Here is a 17,350-nt window from a genome sequence, read left to right as displayed (position 1 = left end):
CCCTGCGCACAGCTGCCATTGAGCGCAGGCATGGTAATACCTGACTGAACGGAGTGCGTGCTGCTTTGGGAACTACCGAGCGACTAAACCCGATCACTGACCATTCAGTGACGGGAATCAAGTTACCGACGGGCCCCAAGGCGCACAAGCCGGCGGATTCTGGCGTAGTTGTAGGCAATGACGCAAGGCGCTGTAGCCTGTTGCGCAGGTCGGAAATGATGCGTTGTTTGTCAGGCGTTCGGCAGATCAGTGAACAAAGGAATGCGCCCGTTAAGGGAAGGGCGGTAGTGCCAGGTCAACCGGTCCAAAGCAGGTTTCATCGCCAGGATCTCAGTCAGCGTCGCGCTGGCAATGCTTAAGGCCAGCATCTGCCCCGGGCATTGATGACGGCCGGCGCCGAAGGTGAAACTGCGGCGGTTTGGGCGCTCGAGCAGGAACGTATCGGGGTTGTCGTTGAGCTGCGGATCGCGATTGGCCGAGGCCAACAGCACCAGAATGACGTCGCCGGTGTTCAGGCTCACGCCGTCGATTTCGCAGGGCGCTGCGACGAAGCGGCGGGTGTTTTGCACCGAAGGATCGAAGCGCTGCACTTCGGCGATCAGCTCGTCAATCTGAGTCAAATCGAGCTGCGGGTTGCGATTCAACGCCAGTAGCGCATTGCCGATCAGTCCGGCGGTGGCTTCGTAGGTCTGGGAGAACAGGCCGATCAGGTTGGCGATCAAGGTTTCCGGGTCGGTCGATGTCGCCGCGAAACGCTGCCGGATACCGGCGAGCAGGGCGCTTCGATTGTTCGGGTCGTCCAGAAGCTCGATGAAATAGCCCTTCAGCTGTTCCGTCGCGCCATGGGCGGCGTCCAGTTGTACCTGATTGCTGAGGGGCGATAGGCAGGCGACAAAGTCTGCGGTCAGCTCGCTGATAGCCCGGCCCTGAGCCGGAAAAAAACCCAGCAACGCTGCCACCACGCAGACCGGCCCGCGAAACATCGCCATGTATAACCCTTCGGCTCCAGGGGGAATCAACCGAGCGCTGACCAGCGAGTTGACTTCATTCACATCAATCAACGCCAACCCCGGCTCAATCGCCGCCCTCGGGCAACGCTGCCGCTCACCCTCATTCATCCGCATCAACGGACCGAACACCTTGCCGGCCATGCCTTGAGCAATCGCCTGGGGCACCGGCTCATGGGACGGCCGCACATGACAGTCCGGATGCGCCAGCACGGCGGCAACGGCTCGGGCGCTGCTGGCCACCCACAGTTTCAGTCCCTGATGAAAAACCAACCCACCCTCGGCGCGCAGTTGTGCGTAGTAGAGGTAGGGATCGGCGTGAGTCGCAGCGATGATCGGGTCCATGGGTCGCAGCCTTATCGGTGGTTGAAAAGTGTTGCTACTATCTCCAGTCCGAAAGGGCCTTGATTCGTCCGGGAGCGAAATATGAACGCAGAACAACACGACATCGGCGTCTCTCAAGTGGCTGCCGCAATCGCGGAACCGGCCCGGACGAAAATCCTCTGCTCGCTGATGGACGGCCACGCCCGCACCAGCACCGAACTGGCGGCGATTGCCGAAGTCAGCGCCTCGACTGCCAGCGCGCATCTGGCAAAACTCAAGGAGTTGGCACTGGTGCGCTTGCACGTTCAGGGGCGCCATCGCTATTACAGCCTCGCGGACAAACGCGTGGCCCAGGCACTCGAAGCGCTGATGGTGATCGGCCAGAACGCCACGCCAACGTTCAACGTGCGCACCCCGGATCGCCTGCAATTCGCCCGCACCTGCTACGACCACATGGCCGGCACGCTGGCAGTGTTGCTGCATGATCGGATGATCGACGCGGGGTGGTTGCTGGAAGCCGATGAGCAGGTTTATCGATTGAGCGACAGCGGTGAGGTGTTGTTCGAAGGATTGGGCATCGACGTCAAAGACCTCGGCACCTTGCGCCGCCGCTTCGCTTGCCCGTGCCTGGACTGGAGCATGCGTCGGCCGCACCTGGGCGGTGCCTTGGGCGCGGCATTGCTGCAAACGGCGATCAAGCGCAAATGGGTGACGCAGGACCTGGACAGTCGGGCGCTGGCGTTGACGGCTCTGGGGCGTAAGGAACTCAGTAGCCGGTTCGCCATGGAGCTGCCGGTTCAGGCCGCGACAGCACAACCTGCGCCCACCGAGACCAGGCGCCGCGCGATCGCCAGTCCTGCGGCTTAGCGACTGGACGAGGCCATGAGTACACCAAAGCCTGCGAAGGTCACGCCCGAGATTTTCGCCGCCAGCCAGGAGCCCTTCGGGCTCGACAACCAGCCTTTGGCGGCATTGGCAAGCAAGGCATAGCTGCCATGCACCAGGATCACCAGTAAACCGTAGGAGGCAATCAGCTTGAGGAACTGGGTGTAGAAGTGCGCCGAGGTGTCGATGAATTGCGGGAACACCGCCAGAAAGAAAAACACCGCCTTGGGGTTCAACAACTGCATCGAAGCCGCTTCGAGGAAGCGATAGCCAGGGCTTGAGGGGCGCGTTTCAAGCAGGGTGCTCAAACGATCCGAGCGCCAGCTTTTGTAGCCCAGGTACAACAAATAGGCGGCCCCTGCGTATTTCAACGCGGTAAAGGCGTTCGCGGAAGTACTGAGTATCAGCCCGACACTGGTGGCGCTGATGGCCGCGACGACAAACGCCCCCGACGCGACCCCCAGAATGCCCGGCACAGCCCCCGTCCAACCGTGGCGCACCGCGTTGGACAGGGTCAGGACCACGCCAGGCCCCGGGCTCAAAATGGTCAGGGTGGCGAAAAGTACAAAGAGTCCGTAGCTGTTCATGTCTTGCTCCGTCGGTGGCGCTGGCTGCGTGTTGGCAGATTGGCGTGACGAAACGAGCGTGACAAACGCTTTAATTAAAGCGCATAGGTGACTAAATTAGACACATGATCAATCAACTACCTCCGCTTAATGCCGTTCGCGCCTTCGCCGTTGCTGCTCGCCATCAGAGTTTCAGCCTGGCGGCCGAAGAGCTGCATGTCAGCCACAGTGCCGTCAGCCGGCATATCAAATTGCTTGAGGAATACCTGGGCGTGTTGCTGTTCGAGCGGCGTATCCGTCAATCGGTGCTGACGCCGGCCGGCCAGCGCTTTTATGAGCAGGTCAGTGCCGGGCTGTCGCAGATCGCCAACGCCGCCGCTGCGCTCAAGCAGCATGCCTCGCTGCCTACCGTGAAGATCAATGTCCGCCCGTCCTTTGCCATACTTTGGCTGACACCCAGGCTGGAGGATTTTGTTGCGCAGCACCCGGGTATCAAGCCGCAGGTGATCACTCAAACCCGGGCACCCGATCAGGTACGCGACGGGTTTGATATCGTCATTCGTCGTGGTCGTGACGACTGGGCACCGGCAATTGAGGCGCGAGTACTCTTCGAAGACGAACTGTTGCTGGTCGCGGCACCTTCGCTGATCGAGCGCCTGCCACTTGAAGACCTCACTTCGCTGAGCCGGCACACGCTGCTGACCGTCAAGGCGCGTCGCGAAGACTGGCACAATTGGGCCATGCACTTTGGTCAAAGCCAGTCGGTCACTCAGGTAACCCGACAGTTTGATCACATGCACCTGGCGCTTCAGGCCGCCGTGGATGGAGAGGGTATCGCCCTGTGCCCGACCTCTTTGCTGGGCACCCACCTATCGAGCGGACGCCTGATCTGTCCGTTGCCCGAGTTGCCTATGCCGTTGCCGCGTTATTACTACGGCGTTGCGCCGGACGTGACGGTGCAGACACGGGTGTTTGTGGAGTGGTTGTTTGCCCGGATTGCCCAGGATGAGCTGCGTTGGCAAACACCTCGTGCCGTGACCGCTACGCCCTGAAATCCCAGACGATTTCCACCACTCGCACTGCCAGGATCAGGTAAACCAGACACAGAATGATCTGGAACGCCGTGTGATACGGCAACCGGGACAGCCGACGCAGGCCGTCGCTGACATTGAGTAGCATCAGCACCGCTGACGTCAGGATCAACCCCCAGCCGGCGAGGCTTGAAGCGAACAGTCCCATAAACAGATCATGGCCGCTGTGCAATGCGTTGGTGCCCGCCGCGAACAACAGGGCGCACACCAGCAGATTCTTGATGTTATCGAACACGCGCGTGGTGAAGTCGGTATCCAGCAAGGCCAGATACTTTCGCCAGAGTTTGCTCATGGTATGGATGGCACCTGTTGATGGCTGTTGCACGTGGCAAGTCTAGTGACGTTTGCCACGAAACGCGGATGAAAAAAAGCCCGGCCTTCAAGATGATGGCCGGGCTTTTGTGTTCAAACGGACAGTTGCGTCAAATCAAACCTTGACGATCCAGCCCGCTGGCGCTTCGACGTCGCCGGTCTGTACACCGGTCAGCTCTTTGTAGAGCTTCTGGGTGACCGGGCCGACTTCGGTTTCGCTGTGGAACACGTGCAGTTTGTCGTTGTAGCTGATGCCGCCGATCGGGGTGATCACTGCGGCAGTACCGCAAGCACCGGCTTCCTTGAAGTCGGACAGCTTGTCGATGAACACGTCACCTTCGACCACTTCCAGGCCCAGACGGGTCTTGGCCAATTCGATCAACGACAGACGGGTGATGCCCGGCAACACCGAAGGGGAATTCGGGGTGACGAACTTGTTGTCGTGGGTGATCCCGAAGAAGTTGGCCGAGCCGACTTCTTCGATTTTGGTGTGGGTCAACGGGTCCAGGTAGATGGCGTCGGCGAAGTGCGCCTTCTTGGCCTGGGAGCCTGGCATCAGGCTGGCGGCGTAGTTGCCACCGACCTTGGCCGCGCCGGTGCCCTGTGGAGCGGCACGGTCGTAGCTGGAGATCAGGAAGTTGTGCGGGGTCAGGCCGCCCTTGAAGTAGGCACCGACCGGGATGCAGAAGATCGAGAAGATGAACTCGGGCGCGGTACGCACGCCGATGTTGTCACCCACGCCGATCACGAACGGGCGCAGGTACAGCGCGCCGCCGGTGCCGTAAGGCGGGATGAAACGCTCGTTGGCGCGGACCACTTCCTTGCAAGCTTCGACAAACTGCTCGGTGGACACCTGAGGCATCAGCAGGCGCGCGCAGCTGCGTTGCATGCGTGCGGCGTTCTGGTCCGGGCGGAACAGGTTGATCGAACCGTCCTTGCAGCGGTAGGCCTTCAGGCCTTCGAAGCACTGCTGGCCATAGTGAAGGGCAGTGGAGCCTTCGCTGATGTGCAGCACGTTGTCAGAGGTTAAGGTGCCTTTGTCCCACTCGCCATTACGCCAGTGCGACAGATAGCGCTTGTCTGTCTTGATGTAGTCAAAACCCAGCTTGTCCCAATTGATGCTTTCGTTACCCATGACACCCTCTATCACTTAACAACCGTCGAAACGGTTCAAGGCTTCTGACATTTTTCTGGATGGGGACAACAATACTTCATTCCGGGCCCATTTCGCAGCCCGGACTATCGGCTCGCTCATTAAATTTGCCGCCGATTATTTATCGTTCGAAATCCTGTGGCGAGGGAGCTTGCTCCCGCTCGGCTGCGAAGCAGTCGTAAAACCAGACAACGCGGTGTGTCTGGAAGTCAGCAGGGGGCCGCTTCGCAGCCCAGCGGGAGCAAGCTCCCTCGCCACAGTTGACCGCGTTTACAGGTGCAGCGCGTGGCCAAGGGCACGCAACGCCGCTTCCTGCACCGCTTCGCCGAGCGTCGGATGTGCGTGGATGGTGCCGGCGATGTCTTCCAGCCGGGCGCCCATTTCCAGGCTCTGGCCGAACGCCGTCGACAACTCCGACACACCGACACCGACGGCTTGCCAACCAACGATCACATGGTTGTCCCGCCGTGCGACGACCCGCACGAAGCCGCTTTTCGACTCCAGCGTCATCGCCCGGCCGTTGGCAGCGAACGGGAAGCTGGACACGATGCAGTCCAGGCCGGCAGCCTTGGCTTCGTCCGGGGTCTTGCCGACCACCACCAGTTCCGGGTCGGTGAAGCACACGGCGGCGATGGCGGTCGGGTTGAATTCGCGGTGTTTGCCGCTGATCAGCTCGGCGACCATCTCACCCTGCGCCATGGCCCGGTGCGCGAGCATCGGTTCGCCGCTCAGGTCGCCGATGGCGTAGACGTTGCGCATGCTGGTCTGGCAACGGTTGTCGATCTTGATCGCCGAACCGTTCATGTCCAGGTTCAAGGCTTCGAGGTTCCAGCCCTGGGTGTTGGGTTTGCGACCGACGGCCACCAGCACCTGATCGGTTGCAAGATTCAGGATGTCGCCGTTGGGGTCACGAACTTGCAGCGTATTTCTTTGTGGATCAAAGCCTTCGACGCTATGTTTCAAGTAAAGCTTAACATCGAGTTGCTTGAGTGCTTCGTGCACCGGATGGGTCAGTTCGGCATCGTAAGCCGGCAGGATACGATCTTGTGCCTCGACCACACTGACCTCAGCGCCGAGCTTGCGATAGGCAATCCCCAGCTCCAGACCGATATAACCGCCACCGACCACGACCAGTCGTTTCGGCACGCTTTTCGGCGCCAGGGCTTCGGTGGAGGAGATGATCGGCCCGCCAATGGGTAGCATCGGCAGGTTCACGCTTTTCGAACCGGTGGCCAGCACCAGGTGCTCGCACTGAATGCGCGTGTCGCCGACTTCAACGGTTTTGCCGTCGATCACTTTGGCCCAGCCTTGAATGACCTGGACCTTGTGCTTCTTCAACAGTGCCGAGACGCCGGTGGTCAGGCGATCAACGATGCCGTCCTTCCACTCGACGCTTTTACCGATGTCCAGAGTCGGCACCGACACGCTGATGCCCAGCGCCGAGTATTGGCTGTGGTGTTGTGTCTGGTGGAACTGTTCGGCGACGTGGATCAACGCCTTGGACGGAATGCAGCCGATGTTCAGGCAGGTGCCACCCAACGATTCGCCTTCCACCAAAATGGTCGAAATGCCCAGCTGACCGGCACGGATCGCCGTCACATAACCGCCAGGGCCGCCGCCGATGATCAGCAGCGTGGTGTTCAGAGTTTGCATGTCTTACTCCACAAACAGGGTTGCGGGTTGTTCGAGCAGGCTGCGAACAGCCTGGATGAATTGCGCCGCGTCCATGCCATCGACCACGCGGTGATCGAAGGAGCTGGAGAGGTTCATCATCTTGCGGATCACGATCTGGCCTTTGACGACCATCGGGCGTTCGACGATTTTGTTCACGCCGACGATCGCCACTTCCGGCAGGTTCAGTACCGGCGTGCTGACAATGCCGCCCAACGCGCCGAGGCTGGTCAGGGTGATGGTCGAGCCGGACAGTTCATCACGGCTGGCCTTGCCAGTGCGCGCGGCGGTGGCCAAACGGGAAATTTCCGTGGCGCTGTCCCACAGGCTGCGGGCTTCGGCGTGACGCACCACCGGCACCATCAAACCGATATCGGCTTGGGTGGCGATGCCCACATGCACCGCGCCGAGGCGGGTGATGACCTGGGCTTCGTCGTCGTAACGGGCGTTGATCTGCGGGAAGTCGCGCAGGGCCACGACCAGCGCGCGGACCAGGAACGGCAGCAGCGTCAGTTTGCCGCGAGTCGCGCCGTGTTTTTCGTTCAGGTGCGCGCGCAGTTCTTCAACGGCAGTGACGTCAATCTCCTCGACGTAACTGAAGTGGGCGGCACGCTGGGTGGCGTCCTGCATGCGCTGGGCGATCTTGCGGCGCATGCCGATCACCGGGATTTGCTGTTCGTCGTTGCGCTGGGCGTAAGCGGCGGTGGCGGTCGATGCATTCGACTGACCCTGAGCCAGCCAGGCTTCGAGGTCTTCGTGCAACACTCGGCCGGCAGGGCCGGTGCCACGCACCAGACGCAACTGAATGCCGAGGTCCAGCGCATGCTTGCGCACGGCCGGGGAGGCCAGCGGACGTTCATCGGCTTCACGCGCGATCATCGGACCTTGGCAAACGGCAGCCGGCCGCGGCGCCGCTGCAGCCGGTTTGCTTTCTACGACGGCTTCAACTTTCGGCGCCGCAACAGGTGCTTCTTTAATAACAGCCGCTGGCGCAGTCGATTCCTTAACGTTGCCCGCGCCTTCGACTTCAATGCTGATCAGCACACTGCCGACCGCCATGACTTCGCCAGGCTGGCCGCCGAGGGCGATCACCTTGCCGTGCACCGGGGATGGAATATCGACCATCGCCTTGTCGGTCATGACATCGGCCAGCACCTGATCTTCGACGACCATGTCGCCGACCTTGACGTGCCACTGAGACAGCTCAACTTCTGCAATGCCTTCGCCAATGTCCGGCATCTTGATAACGTGCGTGCCCATTCAGACCTCCATAACCCGATGCAAAGCCGCGCCCACACGGGACGGACCAGGGAAATACGCCCACTCTTGCGCGTGCGGGTAGGGAGTGTCCCAACCGGTGACGCGCTCGATCGGCGCTTCCAGGTAGTGGAAGCAATGCTCTTGCACCAGTGCGACCAGCTCGGCGCCGAAACCGCAGGTGCGGGTCGCTTCGTGAACAACCACGCAGCGTCCGGTTTTCTTTACCGACTTGACGATGGTTTCCAGGTCCAGTGGCCACAGGCTGCGCAGGTCGATGACTTCGGCGTCGATGCCGGTTTCCTCAGCGGTGACTTGCGACACATAAACGGTGGTGCCGTAGGTCAGGATGGTCACGTCCTTGCCGGGACGGGCGATGGCGGCAACGTCCAGCGGCACGGTGTAGTAGCCGTCCGGTACTTGCGCGGCGGGGTGTTTCGACCACGGGGTTACCGGACGGTCGTGGTGGCCGTCGAACGGGCCGTTGTACAGGCGTTTGGGTTCGAGGAAGATCACCGGGTCATCGTTTTCGATGGAGGCGATCAACAGGCCTTTGGCGTCGTAAGGGTTGGACGGCATGACGGTACGCAAACCGCAGACCTGGGTGAACATCGCCTCGATGCTCTGGCTGTGGGTCTGGCCGCCATAGATGCCGCCGCCGCAGGGCATGCGCAGGGTCATCGGCGCAGTGAACTCGCCGGCCGAGCGATAGCGCAGGCGTGCCGCTTCGGAAATGATCTGGTCCGACGCCGGGTAGACGTAATCGGCGAACTGGATCTCGGCCACCGGCCGCAAACCGTAAGCGCCCATGCCCACGGCGACGCCAACGATCCCGCTTTCGGAGATCGGCGCATCGAATACCCGGGAGGTGCCGTACTTGTTCTGCAGGCCTTCGGTGCAACGGAACACGCCGCCGAAATAACCGACGTCCTGGCCGAACACCACGACATTGTCGTCACGCTCAAGCATCACATCCATGGCCGAGCGCAGGGCCTGGATCATGGTCATGGTGGTCGTGGTCATGGCGGTTTCCAACTGAATATTATTGTTGTGATCGTTCATGTCAGATCCCCAACTCCTGACGCTGGCGCTTCAAGTGCTCCGGCATCTCTTTGTAGACGTCTTCGAACATGGTCGCGGCGCTCGGAATCTGGCCGCCGGCGAGGGTGCCGTACTGCTCGGCTTCTTTCTGTGCGGCGATCACTTGAGCTTCCAGCTCGGCGCTGACGGCGGCGTGTTCCTCTTCGGACCACTGACCGATTTTGATCAGGTGCTGCTTGAGGCGCGCAATCGGGTCGCCCAACGGGAAGTAGCTCCAGTCGTCGGCAGGACGATATTTGGACGGATCATCGGAGGTGGAGTGCGGGCCGGCGCGGTAGGTGACCCATTCGATCATGGTCGGGCCGAGGTTACGGCGCGCACGTTCAGCGGCCCAGGCGGAAGCAGCGTAAACCGCGACGAAGTCGTTGCCATCGACCCGCAGGGAGGCGATGCCGCAACCGACGCCGCGCCCGGCGAATGTGGTGGCTTCACCGCCGGCAATCGCCTGGAACGTGGAGATCGCCCACTGGTTGTTGACCACGTTGAGGATCACCGGCGCACGGTAGACGTGGGCGAAGGTGAGGGCGGTGTGGAAGTCCGATTCAGCGGTAGCACCGTCGCCGATCCAGGCCGAGGCAATTTTGGTGTCGCCCTTGATCGCCGAGGCCATGCCCCAGCCCACGCCCTGGACGAATTGAGTGGCGAGGTTGCCGGAAATGGTGAAGAAACCGGCGTCCTTGACCGAGTACATGATCGGCAACTGACGGCCCTTGAGCGGATCGCGCTCGTTGGACAGCAGTTGGCAGATCAGGTCCACCAGCGGCACTTCGCGGGCCATCAGAATGCTTTGCTGACGGTAGGTGGGGAAGCACATGTCGTCGATGTTCAGAGCCAGGGCCTGGGCGCTGCCGATGGCTTCTTCGCCAAGGCTCTGCATGTAGAACGACATTTTTTTCTGCCGCTGGGCGACCACCATGCGGTTGTCGAAGATCCGCGTCTTGAGCATGGCGCGCATGCCTTTACGCAGGATCTCGACTGGCACGCCTTCGGCCCATGGACCGAGGGCATTGCCCTGGTCGTCGAGCACGCGAATCAGGCCCTTGGCCAGATCAGCCGTGTCGGCCGGTTCTACATCGATTGGGGGTTTGCGCACCAAGCCTGCATCGGTCAGATGCAGGTAGGAGAAGTCGGTTTTGCAGCCGGGGCGGCCCGAAGGTTCGGGAACGTGCAGGCGCAGCGGTTCGTACGCTTGGTTCATGGCTTCTACGCTCGATCTTGTGAATTTCTTGTAGTGAGCTGGCAGTCATTCTTCGGTAGAAGAAATCTTGTCCTACAACAATCATAGGCCGGGCCCAGAAGAATATTTCTCTGTGTTTCGTTGCGCTTGAGGTTATTTAAGGATAAAAATTCTGCATAAACATAAAAAGCAGGTGGTTTTGTCTCATGCGCAAACTGGACCGTACCGATATCGGCATTCTCAACAGCCTTCAGGAGAACGCGCGCATCACCAACGCCGACCTCGCGCGCTCGGTGAACCTGTCGCCGACGCCGTGCTTCAATCGGGTCAAGGCGATGGAAGAATTAGGGCTGATTCGCGAACAGGTGACGCTGTTGGATGCCGATCTGCTGGGGCTGCATGTGAATGTGTTCATTCACGTCAGTCTGGAGAAACAGGTGGAGGAGGCGTTGCAGCATTTCGAGGAGGCGATTTCGGATCGCCCGGAAGTGATGGAGTGCTATTTGATGGCCGGCGATCCGGACTATTTGATCCGCGTGCTGGTGCCGACTATTCAGTCGCTGGAGCGCTTCATGATGGACTTCCTCACCAAAGTCCCTGGCGTCGCCAACATCCGCTCGAGCTTTGCGCTCAAGCAGGTGAGGTACAAGACGGCGTTGCCATTGCCGGCGAATGGGTTGACCCTCAACAACTAAACGCAAATCTCCTGTAGCAGCTGTCGTTGTGGCGAGGGGGCTTGCCCCGTTGGGTGGCGAAGCCGCCCCCTGCAATCTATCAGACCAACCGTGTTGTTCGGATTTGCGACTGCTGCGCAGCCGAACGGGGTGATGCGGCATTCCGACAAGCCCCCTCGCCACAAGGTGGTGCTCGACAGCTGCTAAAGGGTTTACGGCGTTTAGAGTTGGTTCAGGGGGATTTTCAGGTAGGTCACGCCATTGCCTTCCGCCGGCGGCAAATTCCCTGCCCGCACATTCACCTGAATCGCCGGCAGCAACAGCGTCGGCATGCACAACCCGGCATCGCGTTGGGTGCGCATGGCGACGAAAGAGCCTTCATCGATGCCATCGTGAATGTGGATATTGTTTTTGCGCTGCTCGCCAACCGTGGACTGGCATTGCGGGGCGCGGCCCTCGGGCGGGTAATCGTGGCAGACATAGAGGCGCACGCTGGCGGGGAAGGCCAATAGTTTGCGGATCGAGGTAAACATCTGGTTGGCGTTGCCGCCGGGAAAGTCGCAACGCGCGGTGCCAACGTCTGGCATGAACAACGTATCGCCCACCAGAATCACATCGCTGTCGATCAAATAAGCCATGTCTGCCGGAGTATGCCCGGGAACGTGCAGGGCCGTGGCCTTGAGGTTGCCGATCCGGAACGACTCGTCCGGCGCAAACAGGTGATCGAACTGCGAACCGTCGACGCTAAATTCCGGTTCCAGATTGAACAAGGTTTTGAACACCCCCTGAACCTTGCTGATCGACTGACCAATCGCAATCTTGCCCCCCAGTTCCCGACGCAGATACGGTGCGGCCGACAGGTGATCGGCATGGGCGTGGGTTTCCAGCAGCCACTGCACCTGCAACTGGTGTACGCGCACGAAGGCGATGATCCTGTCGGCCTGAACCGTCGCGGTTCGACCGGCTGCCGGGTTGTAATCGAGTACCGGGTCGACAATCGCGCATTGCCCGCCATCCTGTTCGTAGACTACGTAGCTGTAGGTCGATGAGGCGGGGTCGAGGAAGGCTTCAATCAAGGCGGGCATGGTGGCTGTTTCTTTTGGGACAGGCTTTGAGGGTAGTTTCATTTTCCCTGCGTTGACCAGCCCCGCATCAAATCAATTAATGAAAAAAGCTGTGCGGGCTCTATCCTGTCACTCAATCGATACCGGGCGTTCCCGGCTTTTTTTCGCGGATCATGAGTGTTTTATGTTGTTGGCAAGTTTTTTTGGCCTGGTCATGGGCCTGGTACTCGGCTTGACCGGTGCCGGTGGCGGCATCCTTGCAGTGCCGGCCCTCGTGCTTGGGCTGGGTTTTAGCATGACTCAGGCCGCTCCCGTCGCCTTGTTCGCGGTGGGCAGTGCGGCGGCGGTCGGGGCGATCGACGGTTTGCGCCATGGCCTGGTGCGCTATCGCGCGGCGTTGTTGATTGCACTGCTCGGCGCGGTGTTTTCGCCGGTGGGTATCTACTTCGCCCATCAGTTGCCGGAAAAGGTCCTGATGATTCTGTTCAGTCTGCTGATGGTCATGGTGGCCTGGCGGATGTTGCGCCGGGAAAAGCACGACGATGGCCCCAGCGACCACGGCCATGCCAACTGGGGCCAGAAAAACTGCATGCTCGATCAGCAGACCGGGCGTTTTTCCTGGACCGCCAAATGCACCGCGACCCTTGCGGCGCTCGGTGCGGTGACCGGTGTGGTTTCGGGGTTGCTCGGGGTGGGTGGCGGCTTTCTGATAGTGCCTGCGTTCAAGCAGCTGACCGATGTGCAGATGCGCGGGATCATCGCCACATCATTGATGGTGATCAGCCTGATTTCGGTGATCGGGGTGATCGGCGCGTTTCACGCCGGGGTGCGGATCGATGGTTTGGGTGTGGCGTTCATTGTCGCCAGCATCGTCGGGATGATCCTGGGGCGAAAGCTCTGCGCGCGAGTGCCGGCCCGGGCGTTGCAGATGGGCTTTGCCAGCGTCTGCGTGGTGATCGCCGTTTACATGCTGTTTAGAGCGCTCGCCTAGCGGCCCCCGATTCTGATCGCGCACCGGCCAGTTTTGGGGACTGCTGCGCAGTCCAGCGGGAGCAAGCTCCCTCGCCACAAAAGTGTCAGCCATCAAACGATCAATCCGCCGGCTCTCATCCCATCGAACCACCCACCCGCTACCCAAGTAGCATACGTCCCCGCCCGCAGGCTTCGTACACTCGTGCCTCATACAGGCGCACCGGCGAGGGGCGAGGATGCAGCAGGTTCAGAACGACGGTGTAGTCAGTGCCATGTCCCAGGCCACCGATGCCCAGCAAGCGGCCCAGGATCTGGCGCGACAACTCTTGCACCCGCATCTGGGCTTTGTGCTGTTCTTCTGTTCCGCCGAGTACGACTTGCAGGCGCTGGGCCAGGCGTTGCAACAGAGCTTCGGCGGCATTCGGCTGGTGGGCTGCACCAGTGCCGGCGAAATCACCCCCCAAGGTTATGGCCGCAGCTGCGTGACGGCGGTGGGCTTCGATCATCGGCACTTTTCCATCGCCACCGAACTGATCGACGAGATGGAGCATTTCAGCCTGATCGATGCCCAGCAAATGGTCGAGCGCCTGGTCAGTGGCTGTCGCAGCAACACCCTGGCGCCGATCAAGGGCAACAGCTTTGCCCTGACCCTGCTCGATGGTTTGTCCAGCCGTGAAGAGATGGTGCTTGCTGCCTTGAGCGCGGCGTTGGGCGACATTCCGCATTTCGGCGGTTCGGCCGGCGACGACAACTACCTGACCCACACCCACGTGTATTTCGGCGGCGAGTTTCACAGCGGCGCGGCGGTGGTGGTGCTGGTCAACACCTGGCTGGACTTCGAAGTCTTCACCACCCACCACATCCTGCCCAGGGCCGAAAAACTGGTGGTCACCGCTGCCGACAGCGCTTCGCGCCGGGTGTTCGAGCTCAACGCCGAACCGGCGGCCGAGGAGTACGCCCGGCACATCGGCGTGCCGGTGGCCGAACTCGACTATCGGATCTTCGCCGCGCACCCGTTGGCGGTACGGATCAACGATCAGTATTACGTGCGGGCGATCCAGCAGGTTCATCCAGACCTGAGCCTGAGTTTCTACTGTGCGGTGGAAAACGGCATCGTCCTCACCGTCATGACACCCGGCCCCATGCTGCCGAATCTGCAAAGCCTGTTCGACGGTTTGCAAGAGCGTCTCGGGGACCTTCTGCTGACCATCGGCTGCGACTGCTTTCTCCGGCGTCTGGAGCTGGAAGACAGCGGCAGCCTCGAACAGATCGGCGCGTTTTTGCGGGACCAGCGGGTGATGGGTTTCAATACCTACGGAGAACAGTTCAATGGCATGCACATCAACCAGACCTTCACCGGGGTTGCCATTGCCCGAGGCCGCTCCCCTGGACAGCGCTGACCTGCAGGCGCAGATCGCCAGCCTGCGGCACGAAAACCTCAAACTGCAGCGCATCAATGGCGCGCTGATCGAGCGCATTGAATCCGGCATCACCCGGGGCAACGACCCGTACGCGGCATTCCAGCATTCGGTGGTGCTGGCTGAACAGGTGCGTGAGCGCACCGACGCCCTGAACCAGGCCATGGCCGAACTCAAGGCCGGCAATCATTTGCTCAGCGAAGCGCGGCTGCGGGCTGAAACCGCCCATCAACACTTGATCGACGCCATCGAAAGCATTTCCGACGCCTTTGTGCTGTTCGACGCCAAGCAGCGGATCGTGCTGTTCAACAGCCGCTTCAAGGCGTTTTGGAACAACAGCCGGGTGCGGATCAATGCCGGCATGCGCCTGAGCGAGGTCAAACGCTTGATGACCTCGACCGGGTTGTTCAGCGAAGAGCCCCGGGGTCATGTCGACGAAAACCTGCTCTACCGCCTGCACAACGGGCGCTGGTTGCAAGTCAGCGAACGGCCGACCCAGGAAGGCGGACGGGTGATCCTGTTCACTGACATTACCGACGTCAAACTCAGCGAAACCTTGCGCCGCGAACAAGCTGTGGCGCAGAAATCACACTTGCTGCAACGGGCGGTCGACAACCTGTCCCAGGGGGTGGCGATGGTCAACGCCGAGGGCATTCTGGAGCTGTGGAACCGGCGCTTCCTGGAACTCAGCGGCCTGGCCCCGGTGGCAGCCCATCGACCGTTCGCCGAAGTGATCGCCGACAGCGAACTGAACCTGCTGACGCCGGCCAGTCGCGACCGGAACGGGCGGCTGCTGCAGGAGTGCGAACAGCGCCTCGATGATGGCCGGGTGCTGGAAATTCGCACCCATCCGTTGCCCACGGGCGGTTTCGTCAACACCTTCAGCGACATCACCGAACGCTACCAGCACGCCGAAGCCCTCAGTGAAAGCGAGCGCTGGATTCGCCTGATCACCGACCATGTGCCGGCGCTGATCGCCTACCTGAATGCCGATCTGGTCTATGAATTCACCAACAAAGTCTATGAAGAATGGTACTGCTGGCCCCGGGGCGTGATGCTCGGGCAGAGCCTGCGCGAAGTCCACAGCGAGCAGCACTATCAGCGCCTCGAAGCGTACGTGGCCCGGGCGTTGGCCGGCGAGAGTGTGACGTTCGAATTTGCCGAAACCAACATCAACAATCAGGAACGCTACATGCTGCGCTCCTACGTGCCCAATCGCCTGGCCAGCGGGGAAGTGGTGGGGATTTTCGTGTTGATCCGCGACATCACCGAGCGCCGCCGCACCGCCGAGGCGCTGCATCAGGCCTATCAGAATCTTGAATTGCGCGTGCGTGAACGCACCACCGAGCTGACCACCCTCAATGACCAGTTGCTGCGGGAAATCGACGAGCGTCGCCGCGTCGAGTCACGCTTGCGCGAGGCCAAGCTTGAGGCCGAGCAGGCCAACCTGTCGAAGACCAAGTTTCTCGCCGCCGTCAGCCACGATCTGTTGCAGCCGCTCAACGCCGCACGGTTGTTCACCAGCGCGTTGCTGGAGCGCAGGGAGCCGGTGGTCAACGAGATTCTGGTACGCAATGTCAGCAATTCCCTGGAAGACGTGGAAAACCTGTTGGGCACGCTGGTGGATATTTCCAAACTCGATGCCGGGGTGATCAAAGCCGATATAGCCTCGTTTGCCTTGTGCGAATTGCTGGAAAACCTCGCCGCCGAATACACCCAAGTGGCCCGCAGCGAAGGCCTTGAGTTGCATTTCATTGCGTGTTCGGCGCTGGTGCGCAGCGACATTCAGTTACTCGCGCGGATCCTGCGTAATCTGCTGAGCAATGCCATTCGCTATACCAGCAGCGGGCGGGTGGTACTCGGTTGCCGACGTCATCACCAGCGGCTGACGATCGAAGTCTGGGACAGCGGCATGGGCATTGCCGAAAACCGTCTGGAGGAGATTTTCCAGGAGTTCAAACGCGGTGACGTGCAGCGCCCGGATCAGGATCGCGGCTTGGGGTTGGGGCTGGCGATTGTCGAGAAAATCGCCCGTATTCTCGGCCACCGGATTCATGTGCGTTCGTGGCCGGGCAGGGGCTCGATGTTTTCCGTCGAAGTGCCTTTGAGTGCCACGGCGCCCAAGCCTCAGGCGAGCCTGCTGATGAGCGAACCGATGCTTGAGCGCCTGCGCGGTGCACGGGTGTGGGTGCTGGATAACGACGCGGCGATTTGCGCCGGGATGCGCACCTTGCTCGAAGGTTGGGGCTGCCGGGTGGTCACGGCGCTGTCGGAGGAGGACCTGGCGCGGCAAGTGGATAACTATCATGCCGAAGCCGACCTGCTGATCGCTGACTATCACCTGGATGACGAGAAAAATGGTGTCGACGCCGTGGCCCGCATCAACGCCCGTCGTGCCTCACCGATCCCGGCGATGATGATCACCGCCAACTACAGCAATGAGCTCAAACAGCAAATCCGCGAACTGGGCCACACCCTGATGCACAAACCGGTGCGGCCGATGAAACTCAAGACGGCGATGAGTCATTTGCTCGGCCCATCTAGATAACACCGTACTTGTGGCGAGGGAGCTTGCTCCCGCTGGGGCGCGAAGCGGCCCCCTACAAACTTTCAAATACACCGAGCCGCCTGGATTTACGACTGCTTCTCAGCCGAGCGGGAGCAAGCTCCCTCGCCAC

General features: G+C 60.8%; 15 protein-coding genes. 6 read left to right on the top strand and 9 right to left on the bottom strand.

Annotated features, from left to right (window positions below; translation table 11 throughout):
- Positions 1–230: 230 nt before the first annotated feature.
- Complete coding sequence (locus ACZ9BB_RS11930) at positions 231–1,352, bottom strand: cytochrome P450 (protein ID WP_476213954.1); 1,122 nt, start codon at positions 1,350–1,352, stop codon at positions 231–233.
- 81 nt (positions 1,353–1,433) lie between these two features.
- Between ACZ9BB_RS11930 and ACZ9BB_RS11925 the strand changes: the two genes are divergently transcribed.
- Positions 1,434–2,198 (top strand): ArsR/SmtB family transcription factor, encoded by a 765-nt coding sequence (locus ACZ9BB_RS11925; protein WP_476213953.1) that lies wholly within the window; start codon positions 1,434–1,436, stop codon positions 2,196–2,198.
- Here the strand turns inward: ACZ9BB_RS11925 and ACZ9BB_RS11920 are convergent.
- Entirely contained in the window at positions 2,195–2,803 is a 609-nt protein-coding gene (locus ACZ9BB_RS11920) for a LysE family translocator (RefSeq protein WP_476213952.1), read from the bottom strand. The two genes, ACZ9BB_RS11925 and ACZ9BB_RS11920, sit on opposite strands and share 4 nt — an antisense overlap.
- A gap of 104 nt (positions 2,804–2,907) precedes the next feature.
- On the opposite strand from ACZ9BB_RS11920, the gene ACZ9BB_RS11915 reads away from it, so the two are divergent.
- Complete coding sequence (locus ACZ9BB_RS11915; RefSeq protein ID WP_476213951.1) at positions 2,908–3,834, top strand: LysR substrate-binding domain-containing protein; 927 nt, start codon at positions 2,908–2,910, stop codon at positions 3,832–3,834.
- Here the strand turns inward: ACZ9BB_RS11915 and ACZ9BB_RS11910 are convergent.
- The 6 genes from ACZ9BB_RS11910 to ACZ9BB_RS11885 all read right to left on the bottom strand — a co-directional run bounded on the left by ACZ9BB_RS11910 (position 3,824) and on the right by ACZ9BB_RS11885 (position 10,565).
- The gene (locus ACZ9BB_RS11910) at positions 3,824–4,165 is read right to left on the bottom strand and encodes a hypothetical protein (RefSeq protein ID WP_476213950.1); all 342 of its coding nucleotides are present in this window, start codon (positions 4,163–4,165) and stop codon (positions 3,824–3,826) included. The genes ACZ9BB_RS11915 and ACZ9BB_RS11910 overlap by 11 nt on opposite strands.
- A gap of 135 nt (positions 4,166–4,300) precedes the next feature.
- On the bottom strand, positions 4,301–5,320 hold the full coding sequence (locus ACZ9BB_RS11905) for a branched-chain amino acid aminotransferase (protein ID WP_476213949.1): 1,020 nt from the start codon (positions 5,318–5,320) through the stop codon (positions 4,301–4,303).
- Positions 5,321–5,608: 288 nt separating this feature from the next.
- A complete protein-coding gene (gene lpdA / locus ACZ9BB_RS11900) occupies positions 5,609–6,991 on the bottom strand; it encodes a dihydrolipoyl dehydrogenase (RefSeq protein ID WP_476213948.1) in 1,383 nt (460 codons plus the stop codon).
- Positions 6,992–6,994: 3 nt separating this feature from the next.
- Entirely contained in the window at positions 6,995–8,269 is a 1,275-nt protein-coding gene (locus ACZ9BB_RS11895) for a dihydrolipoamide acetyltransferase family protein (protein WP_476213947.1), read from the bottom strand.
- Positions 8,270–9,328, bottom strand: coding sequence for an alpha-ketoacid dehydrogenase subunit beta (locus ACZ9BB_RS11890; RefSeq protein WP_476213946.1), 1,059 nt, complete (start codon positions 9,326–9,328; stop codon positions 8,270–8,272). It lies immediately after the preceding gene.
- Between the two features lies 1 nt (position 9,329).
- Positions 9,330–10,565 carry a thiamine pyrophosphate-dependent enzyme gene (locus ACZ9BB_RS11885; RefSeq protein WP_476213945.1) on the bottom strand — a complete coding sequence of 412 codons (1,236 nt, stop codon included), beginning with the start codon at positions 10,563–10,565 and terminating at the stop codon, positions 9,330–9,332.
- A gap of 185 nt (positions 10,566–10,750) precedes the next feature.
- Here ACZ9BB_RS11885 and bkdR point away from each other — a divergent pair, with 185 nt between their 5' ends.
- Positions 10,751–11,239 (top strand): Bkd operon transcriptional regulator BkdR, encoded by a 489-nt coding sequence (gene bkdR, locus ACZ9BB_RS11880; RefSeq protein ID WP_008005367.1) that lies wholly within the window; start codon positions 10,751–10,753, stop codon positions 11,237–11,239.
- Between the two features lie 200 nt (positions 11,240–11,439).
- On the opposite strand, the gene ACZ9BB_RS11875 is transcribed toward bkdR, so the two are convergent.
- Complete coding sequence (locus tag ACZ9BB_RS11875) at positions 11,440–12,303, bottom strand: MBL fold metallo-hydrolase (protein ID WP_476213944.1); 864 nt, start codon at positions 12,301–12,303, stop codon at positions 11,440–11,442.
- Positions 12,304–12,466: 163 nt separating this feature from the next.
- Between ACZ9BB_RS11875 and ACZ9BB_RS11870 the strand changes: the two genes are divergently transcribed.
- From ACZ9BB_RS11870 to nahK, 3 genes are all read left to right on the top strand, one after another.
- Positions 12,467–13,273 carry a sulfite exporter TauE/SafE family protein gene (locus tag ACZ9BB_RS11870; protein WP_476213943.1) on the top strand — a complete coding sequence of 269 codons (807 nt, stop codon included), beginning with the start codon at positions 12,467–12,469 and terminating at the stop codon, positions 13,271–13,273.
- A 217-nt stretch (positions 13,274–13,490) separates the two neighbouring features.
- Positions 13,491–14,654: a nitric oxide-sensing protein NosP gene (gene nosP / locus ACZ9BB_RS11865; protein ID WP_476213942.1), complete on the top strand. Its 1,164-nt coding sequence runs from the start codon at positions 13,491–13,493 to the stop codon at positions 14,652–14,654.
- Positions 14,584–17,220 (top strand): hybrid sensor histidine kinase/response regulator NahK/ErcS', encoded by a 2,637-nt coding sequence (gene nahK, locus ACZ9BB_RS11860; protein ID WP_476213941.1) that lies wholly within the window; start codon positions 14,584–14,586, stop codon positions 17,218–17,220. Before nosP ends, nahK begins: the two co-directional genes overlap by 71 nt.
- Positions 17,221–17,350: the final 130 nt, after the last annotated feature.

The sequence above is a fragment of the Pseudomonas sp. TE3552 genome, from assembly GCF_056278945.1.
This window is presented reverse-complemented; position numbering and strand designations above follow the sequence as displayed.

Bases quoted from the DNA above. Each gene is read 5' to 3' on its own strand.
- ACZ9BB_RS11930 (WP_476213954.1), bottom strand. From the start codon at position 1,352: ATGGACCCGATCATCGCTGCGACTCACGCCGATCCCTACCTCTACTAC.
- ACZ9BB_RS11925 (WP_476213953.1), top strand. From the start codon at position 1,434: ATGAACGCAGAACAACACGACATCGGCGTCTCTCAAGTGGCTGCCGCA.
- ACZ9BB_RS11920 (WP_476213952.1), bottom strand. From the start codon at position 2,803: ATGAACAGCTACGGACTCTTTGTACTTTTCGCCACCCTGACCATTTTG.
- ACZ9BB_RS11915 (WP_476213951.1), top strand. From the start codon at position 2,908: ATGATCAATCAACTACCTCCGCTTAATGCCGTTCGCGCCTTCGCCGTT.
- ACZ9BB_RS11910 (WP_476213950.1), bottom strand. From the start codon at position 4,165: ATGAGCAAACTCTGGCGAAAGTATCTGGCCTTGCTGGATACCGACTTC.
- ACZ9BB_RS11905 (WP_476213949.1), bottom strand. From the start codon at position 5,320: ATGGGTAACGAAAGCATCAATTGGGACAAGCTGGGTTTTGACTACATC.
- lpdA (WP_476213948.1), bottom strand. From the start codon at position 6,991: ATGCAAACTCTGAACACCACGCTGCTGATCATCGGCGGCGGCCCTGGC.
- ACZ9BB_RS11895 (WP_476213947.1), bottom strand. From the start codon at position 8,269: ATGGGCACGCACGTTATCAAGATGCCGGACATTGGCGAAGGCATTGCA.
- ACZ9BB_RS11890 (WP_476213946.1), bottom strand. From the start codon at position 9,328: ATGAACGATCACAACAATAATATTCAGTTGGAAACCGCCATGACCACG.
- ACZ9BB_RS11885 (WP_476213945.1), bottom strand. From the start codon at position 10,565: ATGAACCAAGCGTACGAACCGCTGCGCCTGCACGTTCCCGAACCTTCG.
- bkdR (WP_008005367.1), top strand. From the start codon at position 10,751: ATGCGCAAACTGGACCGTACCGATATCGGCATTCTCAACAGCCTTCAG.
- ACZ9BB_RS11875 (WP_476213944.1), bottom strand. From the start codon at position 12,303: ATGCCCGCCTTGATTGAAGCCTTCCTCGACCCCGCCTCATCGACCTAC.
- ACZ9BB_RS11870 (WP_476213943.1), top strand. From the start codon at position 12,467: ATGTTGTTGGCAAGTTTTTTTGGCCTGGTCATGGGCCTGGTACTCGGC.
- nosP (WP_476213942.1), top strand. From the start codon at position 13,491: ATGCAGCAGGTTCAGAACGACGGTGTAGTCAGTGCCATGTCCCAGGCC.
- nahK (WP_476213941.1), top strand. From the start codon at position 14,584: ATGGCATGCACATCAACCAGACCTTCACCGGGGTTGCCATTGCCCGAG.